Origin of the sequence: Brevundimonas vesicularis, assembly GCF_027105095.1 — a bacterium.
Classification (GTDB): domain Bacteria; phylum Pseudomonadota; class Alphaproteobacteria; order Caulobacterales; family Caulobacteraceae; genus Brevundimonas; species Brevundimonas vesicularis_E.
Window position 1 is genome coordinate 3,062,317 of the sequence record NZ_CP114278.1, and the last position, 21,703, is coordinate 3,084,019.

Below are 21,703 nucleotides of genomic sequence, written 5' to 3' on the forward strand. Positions count from 1 at the left end.
TTCCAGCCTCAGTTGTCGACCGTCGGACCGATGACATCACACGGCGAAGATGGCGACCCCGGCAGGACTCCAACCTGCGACCTCGGCTTTAGGAAAGCCTTGCTCTATGCAGCTGAGCTACGGGGCCACGCAGGACGCCGTAGCGGGTCGGGGCGGCGGGGGGAAGTCGGGGCGGCGAAAAAGTGGGGCGCGTCTTGGCAAGGCGTTTGTGGTTAAGGGGCCTTAACCTACCAGATATCGCGGTGAACAAAGGACGAAACGGGCGATGTCAGCGATTCGGTCCTGATTCGTTTCGCCCTTGTTCCGCGTGAACGGAACGGCCGTTAACCGACGGGCGGGACGTGGGCGATCAGGGCGCGCAGGCCCTCCAGAAGGCGGTCGGAATCTGAGCTGGCCTGACCCTGGGCGGCCAGGGTCAACCGAAGCGCGCGCACGTGGACCTCGACCGACGGCCACGACCATGCGCCGGCGTCCTGCATCCGGTCGGCGATCTCGCAGAGGCTGAAGGCGGCCTCGAAGAAGGTCGGCACATCCAGATAGCCGGCCATGTCGACCATGGCGGAGGCCAAGGCGTAGATCTGGACCGGAGCATCGTCGGAACGCGTAGCGCATAGGGCCGCGATGGCGTCGACGTTGGCCGCCAATAGGGCGAAGACGTTGTCGCGCTGTTCGTCCAGCGCCTGGTTGGCGCGAGACTCGGCCTCGACGATCAGACGACCGCCCGGACGCGCCATCTGGCGCTGGAGCGAGGTGTGGACTCGGCGGATCTTGGCCGGCTTGGGCGCGGCGGCGGACCCGGTCACAGGCTGACCTTCATCGGCTTCAACAGCATGTCGATCTCGTCCTGGTCCATGTTTTCCTCCACCGCCTCGCCCAGGTCGCCGGACAGATCGCTTTCGCGACGACCATCGGTGCCGGGCGGCGGGCCGTAGTTGTGCACCCGGCGGTCGGGGCCGATGTAGTGTTCGGTCTCGACGAAATCCCGGTCCTCGCCGCCCAACCAGATGATCCGCTTGAGCAGCAGCGAGGGCGACAGGGGCTTGGCGACGATAAAGCTGGCGCCGCAGTCGCGGCCCTGATGGACCTTGGCCTGGGAGGCGTGACCCAGGATCATGATGACGGGCACATAGCGAGTCGGCGCAGGCGCGTCGCGCCGCAGCCAGCGGACGAAGTCATAACCGTCCATGTCCGGCATGATGCAGTCGATCAGGATCAGATCGACTGAACGCCGCGCCAGCAGCTCGACCGCCGCCTGGGCCGAGGTGCACTTGATCTGCTCCTTGCAACCGAAGCCCTGAACGATGGAGGCCAGCATATCCAGCGACGTGGGCTGGTCGTCGATCAGAAGGACCGTCGTGTGCGCCAGGTTGACCCGATCGCTCTTGGCCATGACGTCAGAACAGCATCAGGTCGCCGGCGTCGGCGGTCGCTGCCTGCCGCTGCTCGCCGGCGGCGGGGCGCAGGCGGCCGGCCATGTCGGCCAGCGACAGACGGCTGACGGCCTCGGACGGGCTGGCGCCGCCGCCCAACATGCGCAGGACGCCGGACAGGGCTTCGAGACGTTGGGTCAGGGCGTCCAGAGCCTGGGCCTGGGTCAGGGCGTTTGGACGTTCCTCCGGCGGGGCGCGGCGGACCAGATCGCTGACCAGGGCCTCGATCCCGTCGATGCCTTCGCGCACCATCATCAGCTCATCAGCGACCGCGGCCAGCAGATCGGCGTGTTCGGGAGGGGCGCTCATTGTCAGAACAGTTCCAGGGCGCCGGTGTCGACCGGGGCCATGACGGGCACGGGCTTGGGCGCGACGACGTCAGTCACGGCGCGTTGCAAGGCCCGGCCGGTGACGGGCCAATAGTGCAGGCGCCGGCCGCCGTCGCCACGCAGGCTGCCGCCCACCACGGGAATGCCTTCGTCGCGGAGGAATTTCTCGGCGAAGTCGGCATTGCTGCGTCCGACGTCTCGCAAGGAATCGAACATGCGGCCGCCGCCGAACAGCTTGGCCTCCAGCCGGTCGCGCCGGGCGCCGGCCTTGAGCATGTCGTTGATCAGCAGTTCCATCGCATAGGCGCCATAGCGACGCCCAGCGTCCGTCCCCGCGCCCGAGCCTTCGGGCAGCAGGAAGTGGTTCATCCCGCCGACGCCGGCCAGCGGATCGCGCACGCACATGGCGACGCAGGAGCCCAGGATGGTGCTGAGGACGACGTTGGGATCGGACGTGATGTGGTGCTCGCCCTGACCGACGTGAACGCGTTTTTCGGTCGTGTCCTTCAGCGCCGCGAACGTCATGTCAGAGGACCGAAGACGGCTTCCAGCTTGCCCTTCAGCTGGGCCACGGTGAAAGGCTTGACCAGGTAGTTGTTGACGCCGAATTGCACCGCGCGCTGGACCAGTTCGCGGTCGGCGCGGCCCGTCAGCATGATGAAGGCGGTCTTGGAGGTGGGGGGATGGGCGCGCACGGCGCGCAGCAGGCCCAGACCGTCCAGGTTCGGCATATTGTAGTCGGAGATGATCAGGTGCGCGGGCTTGGACACGATCTCGCGCAGCGCAATTTCGCCGTCGGCGGCCTCGCGGATCTCGCGCACGCCCAGCTGTTGCAGGCTGGTGCGGACCAGCGAGCGCATCGTCATCTGATCATCGACGACCAGGCAGTGAAGTGAGGCGGCGGCGGGCATAGGTTACGCTCCCGGTTAGGCGACTGACCGCGCGGCCGGATCGGCGCACAGTTCGAGAATGGCGGGGGACAGGCGGTGCAGCGGCAACTGCCGCTCCACGGCGCCGATTTCGTAGGCGGCCTTAGGCATGCCGTAGACGACGCAGGTCGCCTCGTCCTGCCCCAGGGTGCGGCCGCCGGCCTGGCGCATGGCCAGCAGACCCTTGGCGCCGTCGCGGCCCATGCCGGTCAGGATGACGCCGGTCATCGGACGCTTAAGCCGGGCGACGGAGTCGAACATCACATCGACCGACGGACGGTGCCCGTTGACCGGATCGCTGGCGACCAGGCGGCAACGGGGCGTCAGGCCGGCGGTCACCTCCAGATGGGTCGCGCCGCCGGGGGCCAGATAGATATGCCCCGGCTTCAGCGGGGCGCCGTCCACGGCCTCGCTCACGCTCGGGGCGCAGACGCGGTCCAGACGCGCGGCGAAGCTGGCGGTGAAGGTCGCCGGCATATGCTGGGTGATCACGGTCGCGGGGCAGTCGAGCGGGAACCCGCTGAGCACGGTCAGCAGGGCCTCGACCCCGCCGGTGGACGACCCGATGGCCAGGATATGGTTGGGATCGGCGTGATAGGTCTGCGGCGCTGCGGCGCCGGCCGGCGTGTCGCCGCGGGCGCGGACGCGCGAGCGGGCGGCGGTCTTCACCTTGCCGATCAGGTCGTGGAAGGCGTCGACGCTGGCGACGGCGGGTTTGGCCACCGCATCCACGGCGCCGATTTCCAGCGCGGCCAAGGTCACGTCGGTTCCCGCCGCCGTCAGGGTCGAGACCATGACCACAGGCATGGGCCGCAGCCGCATGATCTTTTCCAGGAACTCCAGCCCGTTCATATTGGGCATTTCGACGTCCAGAGTGATGACGTCTGGGTTCAGGGCCTTGATCGCGGCGCGCGCCTCGATGGGATCGGCGGCGGTGCCCACGACCTCGATCTCAGGGTCTGACTTCAGGGCGGCCGAGATCAGCCCACGCATGGTCAGGCTGTCGTCGACGACGAGGACGCGAACGGGGCTCATGCGCCACCCAAACGATAGGTGGTCAGGCCGGCCGTCTGCAACTGGCTGGTCGCCGGGCCGGAGACGCGTTCGGAGTGACCGATATAGAGCGTCGCGCCAGGATTCATCAGCGGGGTGAACCGCTTCCAGACCCGTTCCTGGGTCGCGTCATCGAAATAGATGACGACGTTGCGGCAGAAGATGACGTCGAACTTGCCCTTCATGGGCCAGTCGCCGATCAGGTTCAGTTCCTTGAAGCTGACCAGGCGCTTCAACTGCGGGCCGGCGACCCACTGGCCGCGATCGGCGCGGTCGAAATATTTGCGCCACAGGGTGACGGGCGCGGGCTCCAGCGCCTCTTCCGAATAGACGCCGTCATGACCTTGAGCGACCATGTTGGGATCGATGTCGGTGGCCAGGATGCGCACATCCAGCTCGGCCGCCTCGGGCAGGGCCTGGAGCACGGTCAGGGCCATCGAATAGGGCTCCTGCCCGTTCGAGCAGGCCGCCGACCACAGGCGGACCCGGCCGCCGGCGCGGGCACGCGCCGCCAGTTCGGGCATGACCCGGTCGCGCAGGTCGTCGAAATGGTGCGGTTCGCGATAGAAGCGGGTGACATTGGTGGTCAGGGCCGCGGTCATCTTCTGGCGCTCGTCGACACCATCCACGCCCTCGACCAGGGCGCAGTAGTCGCGGAAGCTGGTCAGGCCCAGGGTGCGAAGGCGCTTGGCCAGGCGCGAATAGACCAGCGCGGCCTTGCCCTCGTTCAGGGCGATGCCGGCGTGGGCGTGCAGCATCTGGGCGATGTGGCGGAAATCCTCGGCGGTGAAGACGAATTCGCCCTCGACGATCGATCCCCGGCCGGCGGCGGCGTTCATGCGGCTTCAGCCTCGACTTGCGGCAGGATGTAATCCAGTTCGATCAGGCTGATCATGCGCCCGTCGATGGAGAAGATGCCCTTGACGAACGTCTTGACCTGATCGCTGGCGACATCGGGCGTCGGCTGCACCGAGGCGTCGCTCATCTGCAGGATGTCGGACACCGCATCGACCAGCAGGCCGACCATCCGGCCGCCGATATGGGCGACCATGATGACGTGACGCGCCGTCGGTTCCGAGGTCGTCAGACCGAAGCGTGCGCCCAGGTCGATGATCGGCAGGACGGTGCCGCGCAGGTTGATGACGCCCTTCATGTATCCCGGCGAACGGGGCAAAGGCGTCGCCGGCGTCCAGCCGCGGATTTCGCGCACAGACATGATGTCGACGCAGAATTCCTGACTGCCGATGCGGAAGGCGATCAGTTCACGCTGGAGATCTTTGGCTTCGGTCATGGTTCAGCTCGCGAGCTTGAAGTCGGGACGGACGGATTTGCGGCGCATGTCGGTGACCAGCACGTCGACGTCCAGGATCAGGGCCACGCGCCCGTCGCCCAGGATGGTGGCGGCGGCGACGCCCTCGACCTGCTGGTAGTTGGTTTCCAGGCTCTTGATGACCACCTGGCGTTGGCCCTGGATGGCGTCGAACAGCAGGGCCGCCTGCTGGCCGCCTTCGGTCTCGACGACCACGGCGACGCCTTCGGTTGGGTTCATCGGCTGTTCGCGGAAGCCCATGATCAGGGCCACGTCGATCAGCGGCAGGAAGCGATCGCGGAAGCGGATGACGGGATCCACGCCGCCGACGAAATGCAGGTCCACGGCCTGCGGGGTCAGGCTCTCGACGATGGCCGGCAGCGGTGCGATCAGCGTCTGTTCAGCGGCGGTTACCACCATGCCGTCCAACACCGCCAGCGTCAGCGGCAGGCTGAGGGTGAAGGTCGAACCCTTGCCCGGAACCGAGCTGATGGAGATGCGACCGCCCAGGGCCTGGATCGAGCGTTTGACCACGTCCATGCCCACTCCCCGGCCCGAGATGTCGGAGACGACGGCGGCGGTGGAGAAGCCCGGCGCGAAGATCAGATTGTCGATCTGCTCGTCGGTCAGGGGGGCGTCGGCGGCGATCAGACCCTTGTCGACGGCGATTTTCTTGACGCGTTCGCGGTTGATGCCGCGGCCGTCGTCGGAGATTTCAATGACGATCCGACCCGAGCGGTGCAGGGCGGCGAGGCGCACCGTGCCCTCGGCCGGCTTACCGGCGGCGACGCGCTCTTCGGGCGTTTCCAGTCCGTGGTCGATGGCGTTGCGCAGCATGTGGGTGATGGGCTCGGCTAAGCGTTCGACCACGGTCTTGTCGACCTCGGTATCCTCCCCGGCGGTCACCAGACGGACCTGTTTGGAGACCATGTCGGCGACTTCGCGGACCAGACGCGGCATGCGCTGGAACACCGACTTCACCGGCTGAGCGCGGATCGCCATGACGCTGTCCTGGATCTCGCGGGTCAGCAGTTCCAGGTCTTCCATTCCGAGCGCGATGCCGGAGGACCGGGCCAGGCCGCTTTCCAAAACACGCTGCGACAGCATGGCCTGCTGGATGACCAGTTCGCCGACGACGTTGATCAGGCGGTCCACGCGATCCAGATCGACGCGGATCGTCACCGGCGCGGGCGCGACGGGGGCGACAGGGGCGGAAGTCGTCGCCGCAGCGACAGGGGCGGAAGTCGTCGCCGCAGCGACAGGGGCGGCGACTGGCGGAGCGACGGGCGGGACCGGCGCAGGCTCTGGCTTGACCGCGGCCAAGGGGATGGTTTCAGGCTGAAGCTGGGGCTCAGGCTCGGCGGCCGCGCCGCTCGCCTTGGCCAGCAGGGCGGCGATGTCCAGCTCGTCGCTGGCGGGCAGGACGGCGGCCGGCTCGTCCTCAAACGCACCGATGTCGGATGCGCCAGCTGCGCCGTTCCCCAAGGGCGTGATGGTCAGTTCGCAGTCGCTCTCGACGAAATCGAAGACCTCGCGCACGGCGGCCTCATCGACGGCTGCGGCCAGATCGACGGTCCAGGTCAGGCAGCCGTCCTCGACCGACAGGGCGTCCAGCGTCGGCGTCTCGCTGTCGTCCACGACGACCGTGACCGGGCCGAGGCGGCCCAGTTCGCGCAGAAGCAGGCTGGTCTCGTTGGCGTTGACGTACATCCGGCCCATGGGCTTGAACACGACGCGCCAGCCGGTCGACGTCGTGTCGGCGCCCAAGTCGCCGCCCAGATCCTCGATGGGCAGGGGCGCGGCGTCGTCCAGCGCCATGTCGAAGGCCATGGGGGTGAAGCCGAAGTCGTCTTCGTCTTCTTCGACCTCGACCGGCGCCTCGCCGCCGTGGGTCAGGACCTGCATTTCGGCGACTAAGCCGGCCGACCGCGCCTCGTCCACCGGCGGGATCAGACCCTGGGCCGCCTGAATGTGATCGGCCAGCACGTCGGAAGCGCGCAGCAGGGTCTTGATGGTGATCGGATCGCACGGCTTACGCCCCGCGCGCAGTTCGTCCATCAGGGTCTCGAAGACGTGGGCGAACCGGACCAGGGCCTCCAGGCCGAAGGCTCCTGCCCCGCCCTTGACCGAATGGACGGCGCGGAAGACGGCGTTGATCGTCTCAAGGTCCGTCTGACCCTGTTCAAGCAGCATCAGCTTGGCTTCCAGGTCGGCGAGCAGTTCGTCGCACTCCTGGAAGAAGGTGGCTTTGATGGCTTCGAAGGCGTCCATTGGTTCGGGGTCCGGCGGGCTTTAAGCGATCAGGCGGCGACGCGGCGGACGGCGTCCACCAGCTTGACGGGGTCGAACGGCTTGACGATCCAGCCGGTGGCGCCGGCGGCGCGAGCGCGCGCCTTCTTCTCCACGTCGCTTTCGGTCGTCAGCACCAGCACCGGGGTGGTGCGGTGGTTCGGGTTGGCGCGCACGCCCTCAATGACGCCAAAGCCGTCCATGCGGGGCATGTTGATGTCGGTGATGATGACGTCGGCGCCCTTGGCGTCCAGCGTCTCCAGCCCGTCGACGCCGTCGACGGCCTGGATCACGGTATAGCCCGCATCTTCCAGCGCCATCAGCAGCATGTCGCGCATGGTGCGTGAATCGTCGATCGTCAGAACAGTCTTGGTCATGCCAACGCCCCCTCGGTGTTGAAGTCCGGCGCGCCATAGGCGGCCCATTGTTCCGTCCAGTATTGGGACACAGACCCTAAACTTAGGTTGACGCCGTCGGCCGCCCACGTCTTTCGCGCCGACAACAGAATCTGCAGGCACAGGCCGCCCAGACGCTGGACGGCGGAGGCGTCCAGAACTACCGGGTGACCGCGCAGGGCCAGCAATTCCGCCTTCAACGGCTCGGCTGCATTCAGGTCCAGAACGTCGGACAGGATCAGGGTTTCAGTCATCAGAACTCCTCCCAGCCGTCCTCGACGGCGGTGGCTTGAGGCTTGGGTGCGGCGCCGCCTCGGCCGATGACCTTCAGAGCGGCGGCCATGTGGCTCGACGGCTTGGCGACGGGCGCGGGGGTGCGAACCGGCGCGGGCGAGGCGGCGCGCGACGGCGAAGACCCGACACGGAACTGGGCGACCGAGGCCTGCAGGCTTTCCGCCTCCTGGGCCAGCGAGTGGCTGGCGGCGGTCGACTGCTCGACCATGGCCGCGTTCTGCTGGGTGACCTGGTCCATCTGGTTGACGGCGGTGTTCACCTGCGCCAGGCCGACGGCCTGTTCCTGGGCCGAGGCGGCGATTTCGGTGACCAGGCTGTCGATTTCGGCGACGCGGTCCACGATCCGTTGCAGGGCCTCGCCGGTCTCGCCGACCAGTTTGACGCCTGCGCCGACCTGGCCGGTCGAGGCCGATATCAGGGTCTTGATCTCCTTGGCGGCTTCGGCCGAACGCTGGGCCAGGGCGCGGACTTCGGAGGCGACCACCGCGAAGCCACGACCGGCCTCGCCGGCGCGCGCGGCCTCGACGCCGGCGTTCAAAGCCAGAAGGTTGGTCTGGAAGGCGATCTCGTCGATCACGCCGATGATCTGGTTGATCTGGGTGGACGAGCCCTCGATGGCGGTCATGGCCTGGACGGCGTCGCGCACGATCACGCCGGAGGTCTCGGCGTCGCCCTTGGCGGCGCGCACGACATCGGAGGCCTGGCGGGCGCCCGAGGCGGTCTTGTTCACCGTGGCGGTGATTTCATCCAGCGCGGCGGCGGTTTCCTCCAGCGAGGCGGCCTGCTGTTCGGTGCGGCGCGACAGGTCGTCGGCGGCCTGCGAAATCTCGCCGGCGCCCGAGCGGATGCCTGAGACGTTGTTGACCACCACCGAAACGGCCTGCTGCAGCTGGGAGATGGCGGCGTTGAAATCGGTCTTCAGCTGAGCCGATTTGGCATTGAACTCGATGTCGATGCGGTGGGTCAGGTCGCCGTTCGACATGGCCGACAGACCTTGGCCCAGGGCCGCGATGGCACGGGCGTCCTCGGCGGCTTCGCGCGCCTTGTCCGCCTCGCGTTCGACGCGTTCCTGCTCGCTCATGGAGCGATGGGCCGTGGCTTCCCGTTCGACGCGAACCTTCTCGATCGCCGCGTCGCGGAAGGCCAGGATGGCCTGCCCCATCTTTCCGAACTCATCCTTGCGCTCGGCGCTGGCGACCTTGATGTCGGTGTCGCCGGCCATCAGCTTCTGCATATAGCCGATCATCGTGAAGACCGGCCGCACGATGGACCGGGTTGCGACAAAGCCGGCCATCAGGGCGATCACCAAGGCCGAGATCAGGCCGACAATCGTAGCGATCAGCGCGGTGCGGCTGGCGGTGTCCTGAGCTTCGACCGCCGCTTTCAGCGCCGTGTCGTTGGCGGCCTTGATCGCGTCAACCGCCTCCTCGACCGGCGCGACAAAGTTGTCAGCGCTTCCGTTGCGACCGACCATCTGCACGGCCTGGGCGCCGCGACCGTCTCGGACCATCGCCGAACCGGCTTCGACGACATTCTTGTACCAGACCGCATTGCCCGCGACGGCCTTGTCGATCAGGGCGGCGCGATCGGCCGGCAGCTCGCCACGCAGTTCATTCATGGCCGCGAGGAACTTGGCGCGGTGCGCGTCGACGCGCTCGAGATAGTAGGGATCCTGAGACAGTAGATAGCCGCGCAAGGCGTTCTCCTGGCGGGCCATATAGAACTCCGCAGTCGCCGTGGAGCGGTTGGCCTGGTTTTCAACCGTGCGCACTTCACCAGCGGCCTCAAGCTGCAACAGGCTGGCGATGATGATGGCGCCCATGACGGCGATCGCCGCCAAAACGAGGCCAAAGGCCGCGAACAGCTTGCGGCCGACGGGCATATTCTCGATCAACTTCAACTCAGCATCCCCCGATGGATCGGTTACTCAGAACGAATAGGTGGCGGCGGCGACAAGGCGGCCCTCGTAGGGCTCGCCGACACTGTGGCGGTCGGTGTCGTACCAGCGCAGATCGACGGCCAAGGCGTCGGTCAGCTTGTGTTTGGCGCCGATGTTCCAGGCATTGTAATCGACCCCGCCGTCGGCCATCCGATTGGCGACGGCGGCCGAAACCTTTGTCTTGGCGGCGACGGCGACCGTGCCTTGCAACTCCAGCCACCAGGCTTCTTTCGTGGCGGCGAAACCGTCGGGCGAATAGTTGACGCGCAGGCGCGTCGACACCGGGCCCATCTTGCGTGAAGCGTCCGCCTGATATTCCCAGTAGTTGTTATCGACGCCGGCGCGCGACCCTGGCAGGTCGCGGTTCATGACCCCAAGATCGAAGGAAAAGCCGCCCGCTTTGGGCCGCCAACCGACCATGCTGACGATTTCCATGTCGTAGCCTTGAGCGCCGGCGGCGTCCGAGACGAAGACGCTGGCGTAGCCTTCGCCGAAGCCAACTTCCGCCTTGGCGAAAGGAGCAACGTCCTGATTGCTCTTGCCCAGCCCTTTGCCGACATACTGGCTGGCGACACCGACATCGAGACCGAACGATTGGGCCTGGGAAGTGACCGGCGCTGCGAGGCCTACTGCCGCAGCAACAAAGAAGGCTGACGAACGAAACATGATGACCCCTGAAGCTTCTGCATTCTGAGGCTCAAGGATGAGGCGATGATTAATATCAAATCTGAACCGAGCGCTAAGTAGGATTGCGTATCCATTCCGACGCTTATGGCGCAGTCCGACCGCGCTTCACGCGACACCGACGACGGCGGATCGGACATTTTTTGGAATACGTAGGTTCACGTAGGTCTAAAAGCCCTGTACAAAAGTTGTCAGAAAAGTGTCGAAGTTCGTTGGATCCCGGTAGAACACGTCCATGCTCATGAGCTCGCGTCACCTCGCATTGATTTCGCCTACGGTCACCTAGCCACGCCGATGATCCTTCGATCAAAGACAGGGTGGAAGGGGGTCTTGATTGCATGTTCAACGGTGCTTATTGCGACGCTTATTCGCAGCGTTCTCGAACGGTTTGGAAATTTCTATTACCTTCCGCTTGTTCCGGCGGTGATGACGACGGCCTTGCTGGCTGGAAGACTGGCCGTGGCGCTTGCGATACTGTTGGCCATAGGAACCAATCTATGGCTGGTGCAACGTGAGGACGTGCTGGACGCCGCAACGAATGCGGCCCTGTTCGCCGTCATCGCCTGGGTCATCGCAGAAGTCTGTCGTCGGTTGATCGACGCGCTGGAACAGGCCCGCGCCCTGACGCGTGATCTAGCGGTGCGGGAGATGCTGCTCGACACCATCGTGGCCTCCACGCCGATCGTGACTCTGGACCGCGAGGGACGGACGCGTCGGGTGACCCCTGCAGCCGCTAATCTGTTGCGCGTGGATCGTCTGGCGGCGATCGCCCAGCCATTCGGGTCGCTGCTGCCGGGGTTTGACGAGACGGCCCTGACAAAGGCCCGTCAAGGCGGCGAGGTTCTCGCACCATCGTCCGGCCCGTGGACGAGCGGGCCGTCGCCGCTGCCCGGCCCGCCCCTGACGCTTCACGCCAACGTCCTGCCCGACGACATCTCGCCAGAGCACATCATCCTGACGCTGGGCGATGACAGCGAGGCCGAAACAATCCGGCGCAGCGAAAGAGATCTGATCGCCAGGCTGAGCAAAGTCTGGCGTCTGAACTCGATGGGGGAGATGGCCGCGACACTGGCCCACGAGCTGAACCAGCCGCTGAGCGCCGCCGCCGTCTATCTGCATGCCAGCCAGGTTGAGCTGGCAGGTCTGGGGCCCGCAGCGGACGGCCCGACCAAGACCATCGAGTTGGCAAAGGCGCAGTTGCTGCGTGCGGGAGACATCATCCGTCGCATGCGCGAACACGTCGCCACGGGGGCTCGGTCCGTTACAGAGGAACGCGCGTCGCTGATCGTCCTGGATCTTGCGCCTGTCTTCGCCCTGATCGGACAGGATACCGACACCCCTGTCGATCTGGACATGGAAGAGACCGACGATCGGGTGCTGGTCGACCGCATCCAGATTCAGCAGGCGTTGGCCAATCTGGTGCGCAACGCCGTGGATGCGGTCATCGGACGCGAGGGCGGACGTGTCACCCTGACGGGACGCTCGCACGGATCGGATGGCTATGAAATCGCGGTTTCGGACAACGGCGACGGCATACCTGCGGAGCAGATGGACGAGATCTTCCATCCGATGACCACCGCCAAGCCCGGCGGCATGGGCCTGGGTCTATCCGTGACGCGTTCGATTGTTGAAAGTCACGGGGCCGCTCTGGTCGTCAGCCGTAATCCTCAAGGTGGAGCGACATTCTCGTTCTGTCTGCCTCGCCTCACGGAGCCCGACCTCCCATGAGCTCACATTCCGTCTTCATCATCGACGACGACCCTTTCATGCGAGACGCTCTGGTGCTGATGCTGCGCGGGGCGGGGTATCGGGCGCGCAGTTTCCTCAGCGCCGACGACTTCTTGGCCAATCTGCCCGAAGACCGCAGCGCCTGCGTCATCACCGATGTGCGGATGCCGGGGCTTCAGGGTTCTGAGCTGGTCGGGCGTCTGAAAAGCCTGCGCGGCGATACTTGGCCGGTAATCGTCATCACGGGCCACGGCGAGGTGGCGCTTGCGGTTCAGTTGATGAAGGCGGGCGTCGTCGATTTCGTCGAAAAGCCCTTCGATCCACAGCGGATACTGGACGCGGTCTCCAGCTGCCTGGCCTCGCTGACCAGTCTTGAAGCCGAGCGGATCGCGCGCGAGGACGCCAGGGCCCGACTGGACACCCTGACCCCGCGCGAGCGGCAGGTCTTCGACGCCCTGATCGACGGCTGTTCGAACAAGGAGATCGCGCAAAGGCTGGAGATCAGCCCGCGCACGGTGGAGATCTTTCGCGCCAAGGTGATGACGAAAATGCAGGCCGCGAACCTGTCCACCCTGGTCCGGATCGGAATGCGCGCCGGCGACGCTTGAGCCGGACGAGATTCGTCGCCACCTTAGTCGCGACATGAGCGACCGGTCCGCAGGCCTCGCCCCGTCCCGCGTGACTGCGGTCCTGGGGCCCACCAACACCGGCAAGACCCATCTGGCGGTCGAGCGGATGCTGGGTCACGCCTCGGGCATGATCGGCCTGCCGCTGCGGCTGCTGGCGCGTGAGATCTATGAGCGGATCGTCAAACAGCGCGGCGCGGCGGCCGTCGCCCTGATCACCGGCGAGGAAAAGATCGTCCCGCCGCGCCCGCACTATTTCGTCTGCACCGTCGAGGCCATGCCGCTGGAGCGATCGGTCGAGTTTCTGGCCATCGACGAAATCCAGCTGGTCGCCGACCCCGAACGGGGCCACGTCTTCACCCAGCGACTGCTGCACGCGCGCGGCCGGTTCGAGACGATGTTCCTGGGCGCCGGCACCATGGAGCCGCTGATCCGCCGCCTGGTCCCGGATGTCGAGATCGTGACGCGCGACCGGTTGTCCACTCTGTCCTATGCAGGCTCCAAGAAGCTGACCCGCCTGCCCCGCCGCAGCGCCATCGTCGCCTTCTCGACCGATCGGGTCTACGCCATCGCCGAACTGATCCGGCGTCAGCGCGGCGGCGCGGCCGTGGTCATGGGCAGTCTGTCTCCTCGGACCCGCAACGCCCAGGTGGCGCTGTATCAGTCGGGCGAGGTCGATTTCCTGGTCGCCACCGACGCCATCGGCATGGGGCTGAACATGGATGTGGACCATGTCGCCTTCGCGGGGCTGAGAAAGTTCGACGGGCGACGCACCCGCTGGCTTTACGCCCATGAGATCGGCCAGATCGCCGGGCGGGCCGGCCGGCATCTGCGCGACGGCACCTTCGGCGTCACGGCCGAGGCCGAGGATCTGGATCCCGACCTGGTCGAACAGGTGGTCGAGCATCGGTTCGATCCGATCGAGGCGGCGGAGTGGCGGAACGCCCGGCTGGATTTCGACACCCTGCCCGATCTGCTGCGCTCGCTGACGGTGACGCCCCAGCGATCGGGGCTGAGCCTGACGGCGGAGGCGCTGGACGAGACCCTGCTGCGTCGCCTGATCAAGGACGAGGAAATCGCGCGCGTGGGGCGCTCGCGCGGGGCGGTCATGCGTCTGTGGGAGGCGTGCCAGTTGCCGGACTTCCAGAAGACGACGCTGGATGAACACGCCCGGCTGGCCAAGGACGTCTTTCACGCCCTGACCGGCAAGCGCGGCCGGCTGACTGACGACTGGATGGCGCCGCGCTTCGCCTTCGTGGACCGTGACGATGGTCAGATCGACCAGCTGTCGGCGCGGCTGTCGGCGGTCCGCACCCTGTCCTACATCGCCAACCGGCCGGACTGGGTCCATGACGCGCAAGGCTGGCGCGACAAGACCCGCGCGCTGGAAGACCGGCTGTCCGACGTGTTGCACGAGCGGCTGACCGCCCGGTTCGTGGATCGCCGCACCACCGCCCTGATGCGGGCGCTGAACGTGCGCGAAGACACGTTCGCAGGCGTCGCCGAAGACGGCGAGGTCACGGTCGAAGGCCAGGTCGTCGGCCAGCTGGAGGGCGTGCGCTTCCAGATGGAGAAGGGCTCGTCGGCCCTGGAAGACCGCACCCTGCGTCAGGCGGCCGTGCGTGCGGTGACGCCCGAGATCAATCGACGGCTGGGGCGTCTGGCGGCCGAGACCGACGACGGCTTTTCGGTCACGCCGGACGGGGCGGTGCTGTGGCGCGGCGTGCTGACGGCGCAGATCAATGCGACGCCGCAGGGGGTCGATCCCTTTACGCCCTCCGTGCGCCTGCTCGGCGATCTGGGACCGACGCCCGCCCGCGAGCGCGCCCAGCGCCGCGTCGAGGCGTGGCTGGCGGCGGAAGCGGGCCGGGCGCTGCGCGATCTGCGGCGGCTGCGTCAGGCGGTGGAGTCGGGGACCTTGAAAGGCCTGCCGCGCGGCATCGCCTTTCGCCTGATCGAGGCCGGCGGCGTGATCGACCGGCGCGAGGTCGAACGCGATCTGGCTGCGCTAAGCCAGGTCGAGCGCCGTACGCTGCGCAGTTTCGCCATCCGCATCGGGGCGCATTCGGTGTGGCTGCCCGGTCTTCAGAAGCCGCGCGCGCGCCATTTCGCCCAGGCCTTCGTCGCCGCGCCGCTGATCCCGGCGACGCCCGATCTGATCCCCGCCCCGGTGGAGCCGCCGTCGGCGCGGCTGTTGTCCGCACACGGATTGCGATTGGCGCGACGGTGGCTGGCGCCGGTGGAGACGCTGGAGAAGATGGCCGAGCTGCGGGCCGCCAATCACGGCCGGCTGTCCGACGAGGCTCTGACCGATCTGGGCTGGCGCGCCGATCAGGCCAAACAGATCATCGCCGCCCTGAAGGTCGAACGCGCCCGCCTGCCCGACAAGCCGGGCGCAGCGCCGAAGATCGTCAAGGACTCGCCCTTCGCCGCCCTTGCCGCCCTGACGGAGGCTCTCCCGGCGCGGCCCAAGCGTCGTCGTCCGCGTCGAAAGGCGAAGGCTTGAACGAGAACGCCTGTCGCATCGACATCTGGCTGTGGCGCGCGCGGTTCGTGAAGACGCGCAGCCTGGCGGCCGGTCTGGTCGAGCGGGGAGCGGTGCGACTGACGCATCAGGGGCGCGAGACGCGGCTCGACAAGCCCAGCCGGTGCGTTCATGTCGGCGACCTGCTGACCTTCGCCCAGAAGGGCCGCGTCACCAGCCTGAAGGTCGAGGCGCTGGGCGAAAGGCGCGGGCCTGCCGAAGAGGCCCGCGCGCTCTATTCTATGACGTCTTGAGGGCTTAAACAGCGCGAGAGCGCGGTAGCCCCTACTTCTGAATGACGAACTCGCCTTCGATGTGCAGCTTCACCTCGTCGGAAACGGCCGGCAGGGCGTAGTTGATGCCGAAGTCCGAGCGTTTGATGGTCGCTTCGCCGTCGAAGCCGGCCTTGTAGGCGCCCATGACGGTTCCGGCGCCGTTGAACTCGACCTCGATGGTGACGGGCTTGGTCACGCCCTTCAGGGTCAAATCGCCGACCACGGTCGCCTCGTTGGCGTCATCGGCGTCGACCGTGACCGAGCGCGAGACGAAGGTCGCGGTTGGGTATTGGGCGGTGTCGAAGAAGTCGGCGGTTTGCAGGTGGGCCTTCAGACGGTCGTCGTTGGGCGCCACGTCGGTCAGCGGGATCGTCGCGGTCAGGGTCGAGGCCGACGGGTTGGCCGGATCCAGCTTCAGCACCGCCTTCACGTTCACGAACTGGCCCGTATAGGTCGACAGGCCGAAGTGATTGACCGACCAGGTGATCTTGCCGTGGCTGGATTCCAGATCGTAGGTCCCGGCGGTGACTTCGGCGGGGTTCTTGGTCAGAGCGGCCTGAGCCACGACCGCGCCGCCTGCGACCAGGCTGAGGGCGGCGGCGCCGGCGACGGCGTATTTCATGAAGGGGTTGCGCATGGGAGTTCCTGTCGATGGGCGGATATGCAATCAATACAGTTGCGATTAGGCGCCGTTCTGTCAAGGCGCTGCGAATGGCTCTCGCCTTAAGCCGCGCTGTTGACAGTTGGTTGCGTGGCCGCCATGTCGCAGGCCTCCCGCCCACAGACCGACACCCGTTTTTCGCCCAATGACCTACATCGTCACCGACGCCTGCGTGAAATGTAAGTTCATGGACTGCGTCGAGGTGTGTCCGGTGGACTGCTTCTACGAGGGCGAGAACTTTCTGGTGATCGCGCCCGACGAATGCATCGACTGCGGCGTGTGCGAACCGGAATGCCCCGTCGACGCCATCGTGCCGGACACCGAGGACGAGCCCGACGGCAAATGGCTTCAGGTCAACGCCGAATACGCCAAGGTCTGGCCCAACATCACCGTCAAGGGCACGCCCCCCGCCGATCGCGAGCAGTACGAGCGCGAAACGGGCAAATACGAGAAATACTTCAGCCCCAAGCCGGGCAAGGGTTCCTGATTTCAGGACTGGCGACGCTCAAGCCTTGCCGTATTTGCACGTCCGCCCTGTGGACGTTTTGAAATTCCGCAGATTTGTGATAGGTTCTGTTTCATTGGATCGGGCGGTCCGCGAAATCTTCGCGCCGCCCGTGTTTGCGACAGAATCCCGCCCTAGACGGGATCGGCCAGAGGTTTGGTGATCCGTTTCCGCTTTTGACGCCTGACATCATCCCCTCCGACGGAGCGATCCGGCGGATGAGATTCTGTTTGCGTTTCCTGCGCCTTCGTTTCGCCCGGCCCTGACCGGGAAAGGACGATTATGACGAGCAAGACTGGTCTGGAGTTCAAGGTTGGCGACGCGGTCGTCTATCCGGCGCACGGCGTCGGCAAGGTGGCGGCGATCGAGACCCAGGAAGTCGCGGGCATGTCGCTGGAGGTCTATGTCGTGACCTTCGACCACGAGAAGATGACCCTGCGCGTCCCGACCAAGAAGGCCGTGACGGCCGGCCTGCGTTCGCTGGCCGCCGACGACGTCGTGACCAAGGCCCTGACCACCCTGAAGGGCCGCGCGCGCATCAAGCGCACCATGTGGTCGCGTCGCGCCCAGGAATACGAAGCCAAGATCAACTCGGGCGACCTGATTTCCATCGCCGAAGTGGTCCGCGATCTGCACCGCGCGGACACCCAGCCGGAACAGTCCTATTCGGAGCGCCAGCTCTATGAATCGGCCCTGGACCGCATGGCGCGCGAAGTCGCCGCCGCCAACAAGATCGACAAAGACGCCGCCGTCGAGCTGCTCGCCAAGTCGCTCAGCGCCAAGAAGCCGGTCCCGACCGCCGAAGCCGCCTAAGCTTCGACCTCGAACAAAAGAAAAGGCCCCGGAACGATCCGGGGCCTTTTTTGGATGCGTCGCAGAGCCGCCGTCAGAAGTATTCGGCGTTGGCCGGGCACTGGGCGCTGATGCGGCGCGCGGTTATGCTGGCGGGGATATAGGGGGTGCCGCGCACGATCTGGGCGCCGCCGCGGAAGCTGAAGCTGGTTTCCGTGTAGGTCCCGTTCAGGCGAACGGCGATGCGACGGCCCTTGCGATCCTGGCAGGTCCCCTCGAAGCGGGCGCTGCCGTTGCCGACCACGCGGGTCGGATAGGTGCAGCGCCACTTGTTGGTCGACAGGCCGCCGAAGAATCGGTTGATCTCGCTGGGCCGCACGCACTTCTGCTCGGTGTCGCGCTGACCCACCGCGCTGGTGGTGTATTCCCAATAACCGGGCAGGACTTCGGACTGAGCCGCAGTCTGGGCCGGGGCGATGGCGGGCGAGGCCAGCATGAAGCCTCCGGCCATCACCGGGGCCAGGACGGCGAGCGCGCGCTTGGGCAGGCGATCGATCAAGGACGGACGGGACATGGAAGCCTTCTGTTCTGCTAGGGTCTCTTTTGAGGTCGTCATCATATGGGCCATACAGGGCGGCATTTGAATGACGGCTGAACGAGGCGCGGGGACGATGGGTCTAGACTCGGCTTGACGCCGAACCGCCTCTTCCCTTATACGGCCCCCTCTCGCGCGGGCTGGTTCCCGCGCGCAACTGTTTCATGCGTCCTCTCCCACGCTCGGGCTGGACGCCGCACCTTAAGGATCTGACGATGTCGCGTCGTTGCGAACTCACCGGTATCGGCCCCATGGTCGGCCACAACGTGAGCCACTCGAACATCAAGACCAAGCGCCGCTTCCTGCCGTCGCTGAAAACGGTCAAGGTCACGTCGGAAGCCCTGGGCCAGACGTTCAGCCTGCGCATCTCGAACGCCGCGCTGCGCACCCTGGACTACAAGGGCGGCCTGGACGTCTTCATCGTCAAGGCCCGCGACGAGCAGCTGTCGATCGCCGCTCAGCGCATCAAGCGCCAGATTCGCGCCAAGCTGGCCGAACAAGCCGCCGCCTGATCAGCGACCGCGACATAGAGTTCTGGAAGAGGCCGGTGGAAACACCGGCCTTTTTCTTTGCGCCATTGCCCGCTCGCGCTAGCCTGTCGCCTCAGACGGGGAGCGGTTCATGCGCATCAAGGTTTTGCTTTTGGCCGCAGCCAGCGCCCTGACGCTGTCGGCCTGCGCCACCGTCGCCCAGCCGGTGCCGACGCCGCGCGAATCGACCGCCTTCACCCTGGCCACCGATCAGCCGCTGACGCCGGAACAGCAGGTGATGCAGTTCGATAAGGCCGATTTGTCGATCAAGGTCCTGCCAGAAGACAAGGCCATCGATGCGGTCGCCGTGCTGGACTTCACCTCCAAGGCGCTCCTGACCGCTCTGGTCGTCGAACTGGACACTCTGCTGACGATTTCCTCGGTCCAGATCGACGGGGTCGAAGTCGCCGTCGATCGCTGGTCCAACCCCGAAGGCCGGCTGACGGTGCAGTTGCCCGAGACCCTGGCCACGGGCCGGTCGGTGGCCCTGCGCGTCGCCTACGCCGGCCAGCCGCGCGTGGCGCCCCGTGCACCGTGGGACGGCGGCTTCGTCTGGTCCACCGCGCCGTCGGGCGAGCCATGGATCGCCACGGCGGTTCAGGGCGAGGGCTGCGACATCTTCTGGCCCTGCATCGACAGCCCGCACGGCGAACCGGGCCGGGTCGATCTGCACATCACCGTCCCGTCGACCCTCTCGGCGCCGTCCAATGGCCGCTTCTTGGGCAAGGTCGATCACGGCGACGGCTGGACCACCTGGAACTGGTCGGCGAAATCGCCCAACACCTACGCCATCGCGCTGAACGTCGGCCCCTACGAGGAGGTGTCGGGCGAGTACGCCAGCCGGTTCGGCAACACGATCCCGATGCGCTACTGGCATCTGAAATCGGACACGCCCGAACAGGTCCAGGGCCTGTTCGCCCAGTTCCCCAAGATGCTGGACTTCTTCGAAGCCACGGTCGGCCCCTTCCCCTTCGGCGATGAGAAGATGGGCGTGGTCGAGACCCCGCACCTGGGCATGGAGCACCAGACGATCAACGCCTACGGCAACAGCTACAACATCGACGGGCGAGGCTATGACTGGCTGTTGCAGCACGAGTTCGCCCACGAATGGTTCGGCAATCAGCTGACCAATCAGAACGCCGACGACATGTGGCTGCACGAGGGATTGGGCAGCTACATGCAGCCGCTCTATGCGCGCTGGTTGCTGGGCGACCGCTACATGCAGCGCGAACTGGCCAATCAGCGCGAGGGTTTGAACAACAAATATCCCGTCGTTTCAGGCACGCCCAAGACCGAGGACGAGGTCTACAAAGGCGACGTCGGGCCGGGTCTCGACATCTACAACAAGGGTTCGTTGATCAGCCATACGCTGCGGATGCTGATCGGCGACGCCGCCTTCCACGACGCGGTCACGCGTCTCGTCTATGGGCGACCCGACCCCAGACCAGGCAACTTCGCGCCGCTGTACCGGTCCACCGGCGACTTCCTCGCGATCATCAACAACGTCACGGGCCGGGACTACGGCTGGTTCTTCCGCGGCTATCTCTACAACGCCGCCCTGCCGGTTCTGAACCAGACCCGGGACGGCGATGTGCTGAAGCTGGAGTGGACGACGGGTGACGGCGGCGTCTTCCCCATGCCGCTGGAGATCGAGATCGACGGGCGCCTTCAGACCGTGGCCATGACCGGCGGGCGGGGCCAGATTGCGGTTCCAGCCGGCGCCCATGTCCTGATCGATCCACAGAACAAGGTGCTGCGCCAGATGGACGTGATCGACGAGCTGCAGGCCTACAAGGCGGCGCAGAAGGCGGCGCATTGAACCCGCTCATCCCGCGAAAGCGGGGACCCAGTCCTTTCACATCGCAAATCGGATTGAGCAAGGCCTACTCTGATCTGCATCTGAGCGCCCAAAACTCTAGGTCCCCGCTTTCGCGGGGATGAGCGGACATAAAAATCGTTAAGCCGCCGCCACAGTCACAGACTGGCGCACCATCTGACAGCGCTCCTGCGTCGTCAGGAAGGCGATGTCCGCCGCGTCCCGCCCGCAGGCGATCCGCACCAGGCCTTCGACCGGCGCCAGGCCCGTCGGATCGACCAGCCACCAGCCGTTATCCAGCCAGACTTCGAAGATGGCGTGGAAGTCGGGCGGGCTGAGTTGGTGAGCAAAGGCGCTGACCGCCCGCGCAGGAATGCCCGACGCCCGGCATAGCGTCATGCCCAGATGGGTGAAGTCGCGGCACACGCCGGCCCGGTCGATGAAGGTGCGCGCCGCCGTGGTTTCGGTGTCCGACACGCCGTGCTCGTAATCGACGTTCTCGGTGATCCAGTTCAGGATCGCCAGCACCCGCGCCCCGCCCGCCGTGTCGCCGAACTCGCGCGTCACGAAGCGGCCGAACTGGTCCGACGGGCAATAGCGGCTGGGCTGGAGATAGGGCAGGACCTCGGCAGGCAGTTCGCCCCAGTCATGCTGGGACACGCTGGGCGGCAGGCCCTTCAGCACGCCGTTCTCGACCACCGCCTCATAGGTCAGCTTGACCTCGCCCTCGACGTGGCAACGCAGGGTCCGTGCGCCGAAGTCGACGTCCTCGTCTTCATGAAAATCGACAGGCGGGTCGAAGGTCAGGGTTTCTTCCAGAATGTCCTGACCCGGCCAGTGGGCGACCTGGATCTTGTAGATGGCGTCCGTCGGCGGATCGAAACGATAGACGAGTTCGGCGCGGACGCGCAGTTTCATGAAAATCTGCCGATCAAAGGGAGATGAGAAGGTTGCTGGTGAACGCCACGCGGTCTGGGCCGTTCCGTGGCGGTCCGCGCCT

At 66.1% G+C, this 21,703-nt stretch carries 24 protein-coding genes and 1 tRNA gene; 8 read left to right on the plus strand and 17 right to left on the minus strand.

What is annotated here, in order from left to right; translation table 11 throughout:
* Positions 1-50: 50 nt before the first annotated feature.
* The 14 genes from O2K97_RS15325 to O2K97_RS15390 all read right to left on the minus strand — a co-directional run bounded on the left by O2K97_RS15325 (position 51) and on the right by O2K97_RS15390 (position 10,633).
* Positions 51-127, minus strand: a tRNA-Arg gene (locus tag O2K97_RS15325).
* A gap of 196 nt (positions 128-323) precedes the next feature.
* Positions 324-803, minus strand: coding sequence for a hypothetical protein (locus tag O2K97_RS15330; protein WP_269219929.1), 480 nt, complete (start codon positions 801-803; stop codon positions 324-326).
* Positions 800-1,390 (minus strand): response regulator, encoded by a 591-nt coding sequence (locus O2K97_RS15335; RefSeq protein WP_017505892.1) that lies wholly within the window; start codon positions 1,388-1,390, stop codon positions 800-802. Before O2K97_RS15335 ends, O2K97_RS15330 begins: the two co-directional genes overlap by 4 nt.
* Before the next feature lie 4 nt (positions 1,391-1,394).
* On the minus strand, positions 1,395-1,739 hold the full coding sequence (locus O2K97_RS15340) for a hypothetical protein (protein WP_269219930.1): 345 nt from the start codon (positions 1,737-1,739) through the stop codon (positions 1,395-1,397).
* Positions 1,740-1,741: 2 nt separating this feature from the next.
* Positions 1,742-2,284, minus strand: a complete 543-nt coding sequence (locus tag O2K97_RS15345) for a chemotaxis protein CheD (protein ID WP_017505894.1) — start codon at positions 2,282-2,284, stop codon at positions 1,742-1,744.
* Complete coding sequence (locus O2K97_RS15350) at positions 2,281-2,670, minus strand: response regulator (RefSeq protein WP_039246211.1); 390 nt, start codon at positions 2,668-2,670, stop codon at positions 2,281-2,283. Before O2K97_RS15350 ends, O2K97_RS15345 begins: the two co-directional genes overlap by 4 nt.
* Positions 2,671-2,685: 15 nt before the next feature.
* On the minus strand, positions 2,686-3,723 hold the full coding sequence (locus O2K97_RS15355; protein ID WP_269219931.1) for a protein-glutamate methylesterase/protein-glutamine glutaminase: 1,038 nt from the start codon (positions 3,721-3,723) through the stop codon (positions 2,686-2,688).
* Positions 3,720-4,580 (minus strand): CheR family methyltransferase, encoded by an 861-nt coding sequence (locus tag O2K97_RS15360; RefSeq protein WP_269219932.1) that lies wholly within the window; start codon positions 4,578-4,580, stop codon positions 3,720-3,722. Before O2K97_RS15360 ends, O2K97_RS15355 begins: the two co-directional genes overlap by 4 nt.
* Entirely contained in the window at positions 4,577-5,032 is a 456-nt protein-coding gene (locus tag O2K97_RS15365; protein ID WP_017505898.1) for a chemotaxis protein CheW, read from the minus strand. The genes O2K97_RS15360 and O2K97_RS15365 overlap by 4 nt, the downstream gene beginning before the upstream one ends.
* A 3-nt stretch (positions 5,033-5,035) precedes the next feature.
* The gene (locus tag O2K97_RS15370) at positions 5,036-7,321 is read right to left on the minus strand and encodes a chemotaxis protein CheA (RefSeq protein WP_269219933.1); all 2,286 of its coding nucleotides are present in this window, start codon (positions 7,319-7,321) and stop codon (positions 5,036-5,038) included.
* Between the two features lie 29 nt (positions 7,322-7,350).
* On the minus strand, positions 7,351-7,716 hold the full coding sequence (locus O2K97_RS15375) for a response regulator (protein WP_017505900.1): 366 nt from the start codon (positions 7,714-7,716) through the stop codon (positions 7,351-7,353).
* Entirely contained in the window at positions 7,713-7,988 is a 276-nt protein-coding gene (locus O2K97_RS15380) for an STAS domain-containing protein (RefSeq protein WP_039246221.1), read from the minus strand. The genes O2K97_RS15375 and O2K97_RS15380 overlap by 4 nt, the downstream gene beginning before the upstream one ends.
* Positions 7,988-9,910: a methyl-accepting chemotaxis protein gene (locus tag O2K97_RS15385; protein ID WP_269221151.1), complete on the minus strand. Its 1,923-nt coding sequence runs from the start codon at positions 9,908-9,910 to the stop codon at positions 7,988-7,990. Before O2K97_RS15385 ends, O2K97_RS15380 begins: the two co-directional genes overlap by 1 nt.
* A gap of 45 nt (positions 9,911-9,955) precedes the next feature.
* On the minus strand, positions 9,956-10,633 hold the full coding sequence (locus O2K97_RS15390) for a TorF family putative porin (protein WP_269219934.1): 678 nt from the start codon (positions 10,631-10,633) through the stop codon (positions 9,956-9,958).
* 444 nt (positions 10,634-11,077) lie between these two features.
* On the opposite strand from O2K97_RS15390, the gene O2K97_RS15395 reads away from it, so the two are divergent.
* Genes O2K97_RS15395 through O2K97_RS15410 form a run of 4 tightly spaced genes read left to right on the plus strand, consistent with a single transcriptional unit; the run spans position 11,078 to position 15,783 of the window.
* Positions 11,078-12,379 carry a sensor histidine kinase gene (locus tag O2K97_RS15395; RefSeq protein ID WP_269219935.1) on the plus strand — a complete coding sequence of 434 codons (1,302 nt, stop codon included), beginning with the start codon at positions 11,078-11,080 and terminating at the stop codon, positions 12,377-12,379.
* Positions 12,376-12,987 (plus strand): response regulator transcription factor, encoded by a 612-nt coding sequence (locus tag O2K97_RS15400; protein WP_269219936.1) that lies wholly within the window; start codon positions 12,376-12,378, stop codon positions 12,985-12,987. Before O2K97_RS15395 ends, O2K97_RS15400 begins: the two co-directional genes overlap by 4 nt.
* A 34-nt stretch (positions 12,988-13,021) precedes the next feature.
* Positions 13,022-15,511 carry a helicase-related protein gene (locus O2K97_RS15405; protein WP_269219937.1) on the plus strand — a complete coding sequence of 830 codons (2,490 nt, stop codon included), beginning with the start codon at positions 13,022-13,024 and terminating at the stop codon, positions 15,509-15,511.
* Positions 15,508-15,783, plus strand: coding sequence for an RNA-binding S4 domain-containing protein (locus tag O2K97_RS15410; RefSeq protein ID WP_269219938.1), 276 nt, complete (start codon positions 15,508-15,510; stop codon positions 15,781-15,783). The genes O2K97_RS15405 and O2K97_RS15410 overlap by 4 nt, the downstream gene beginning before the upstream one ends.
* Positions 15,784-15,814: 31 nt before the next feature.
* Here O2K97_RS15410 and O2K97_RS15415 read toward each other — a convergent pair whose 3' ends face one another.
* A complete protein-coding gene (locus O2K97_RS15415) occupies positions 15,815-16,441 on the minus strand; it encodes a YceI family protein (protein ID WP_269219939.1) in 627 nt (208 codons plus the stop codon).
* A 169-nt stretch (positions 16,442-16,610) separates the two neighbouring features.
* Here O2K97_RS15415 and fdxA point away from each other — a divergent pair, with 169 nt between their 5' ends.
* Together fdxA and O2K97_RS15425 are read left to right on the plus strand one after the other, a co-directional pair.
* Positions 16,611-16,952: a ferredoxin FdxA gene (fdxA, locus tag O2K97_RS15420; RefSeq protein ID WP_017505910.1), complete on the plus strand. Its 342-nt coding sequence runs from the start codon at positions 16,611-16,613 to the stop codon at positions 16,950-16,952.
* Positions 16,953-17,252: 300 nt separating this feature from the next.
* Entirely contained in the window at positions 17,253-17,783 is a 531-nt protein-coding gene (locus tag O2K97_RS15425) for a CarD family transcriptional regulator (RefSeq protein WP_017505911.1), read from the plus strand.
* A 73-nt stretch (positions 17,784-17,856) separates the two neighbouring features.
* Here O2K97_RS15425 and O2K97_RS15430 read toward each other — a convergent pair whose 3' ends face one another.
* The gene (locus tag O2K97_RS15430) at positions 17,857-18,336 is read right to left on the minus strand and encodes a DUF3617 domain-containing protein (RefSeq protein WP_269219940.1); all 480 of its coding nucleotides are present in this window, start codon (positions 18,334-18,336) and stop codon (positions 17,857-17,859) included.
* A 236-nt stretch (positions 18,337-18,572) separates the two neighbouring features.
* On the opposite strand from O2K97_RS15430, the gene rpmB reads away from it, so the two are divergent.
* The gene (rpmB, locus tag O2K97_RS15435; protein WP_026108540.1) at positions 18,573-18,869 is read left to right on the plus strand and encodes a 50S ribosomal protein L28; all 297 of its coding nucleotides are present in this window, start codon (positions 18,573-18,575) and stop codon (positions 18,867-18,869) included.
* 109 nt (positions 18,870-18,978) lie between these two features.
* Positions 18,979-20,706, plus strand: coding sequence for a M1 family metallopeptidase (locus O2K97_RS15440; protein WP_269219941.1), 1,728 nt, complete (start codon positions 18,979-18,981; stop codon positions 20,704-20,706).
* 138 nt (positions 20,707-20,844) lie between these two features.
* Here O2K97_RS15440 and O2K97_RS15445 read toward each other — a convergent pair whose 3' ends face one another.
* The gene (locus O2K97_RS15445; protein WP_205681765.1) at positions 20,845-21,621 is read right to left on the minus strand and encodes a transglutaminase-like domain-containing protein; all 777 of its coding nucleotides are present in this window, start codon (positions 21,619-21,621) and stop codon (positions 20,845-20,847) included.
* Between the last annotated feature and the right edge of the window lie 82 nt (positions 21,622-21,703).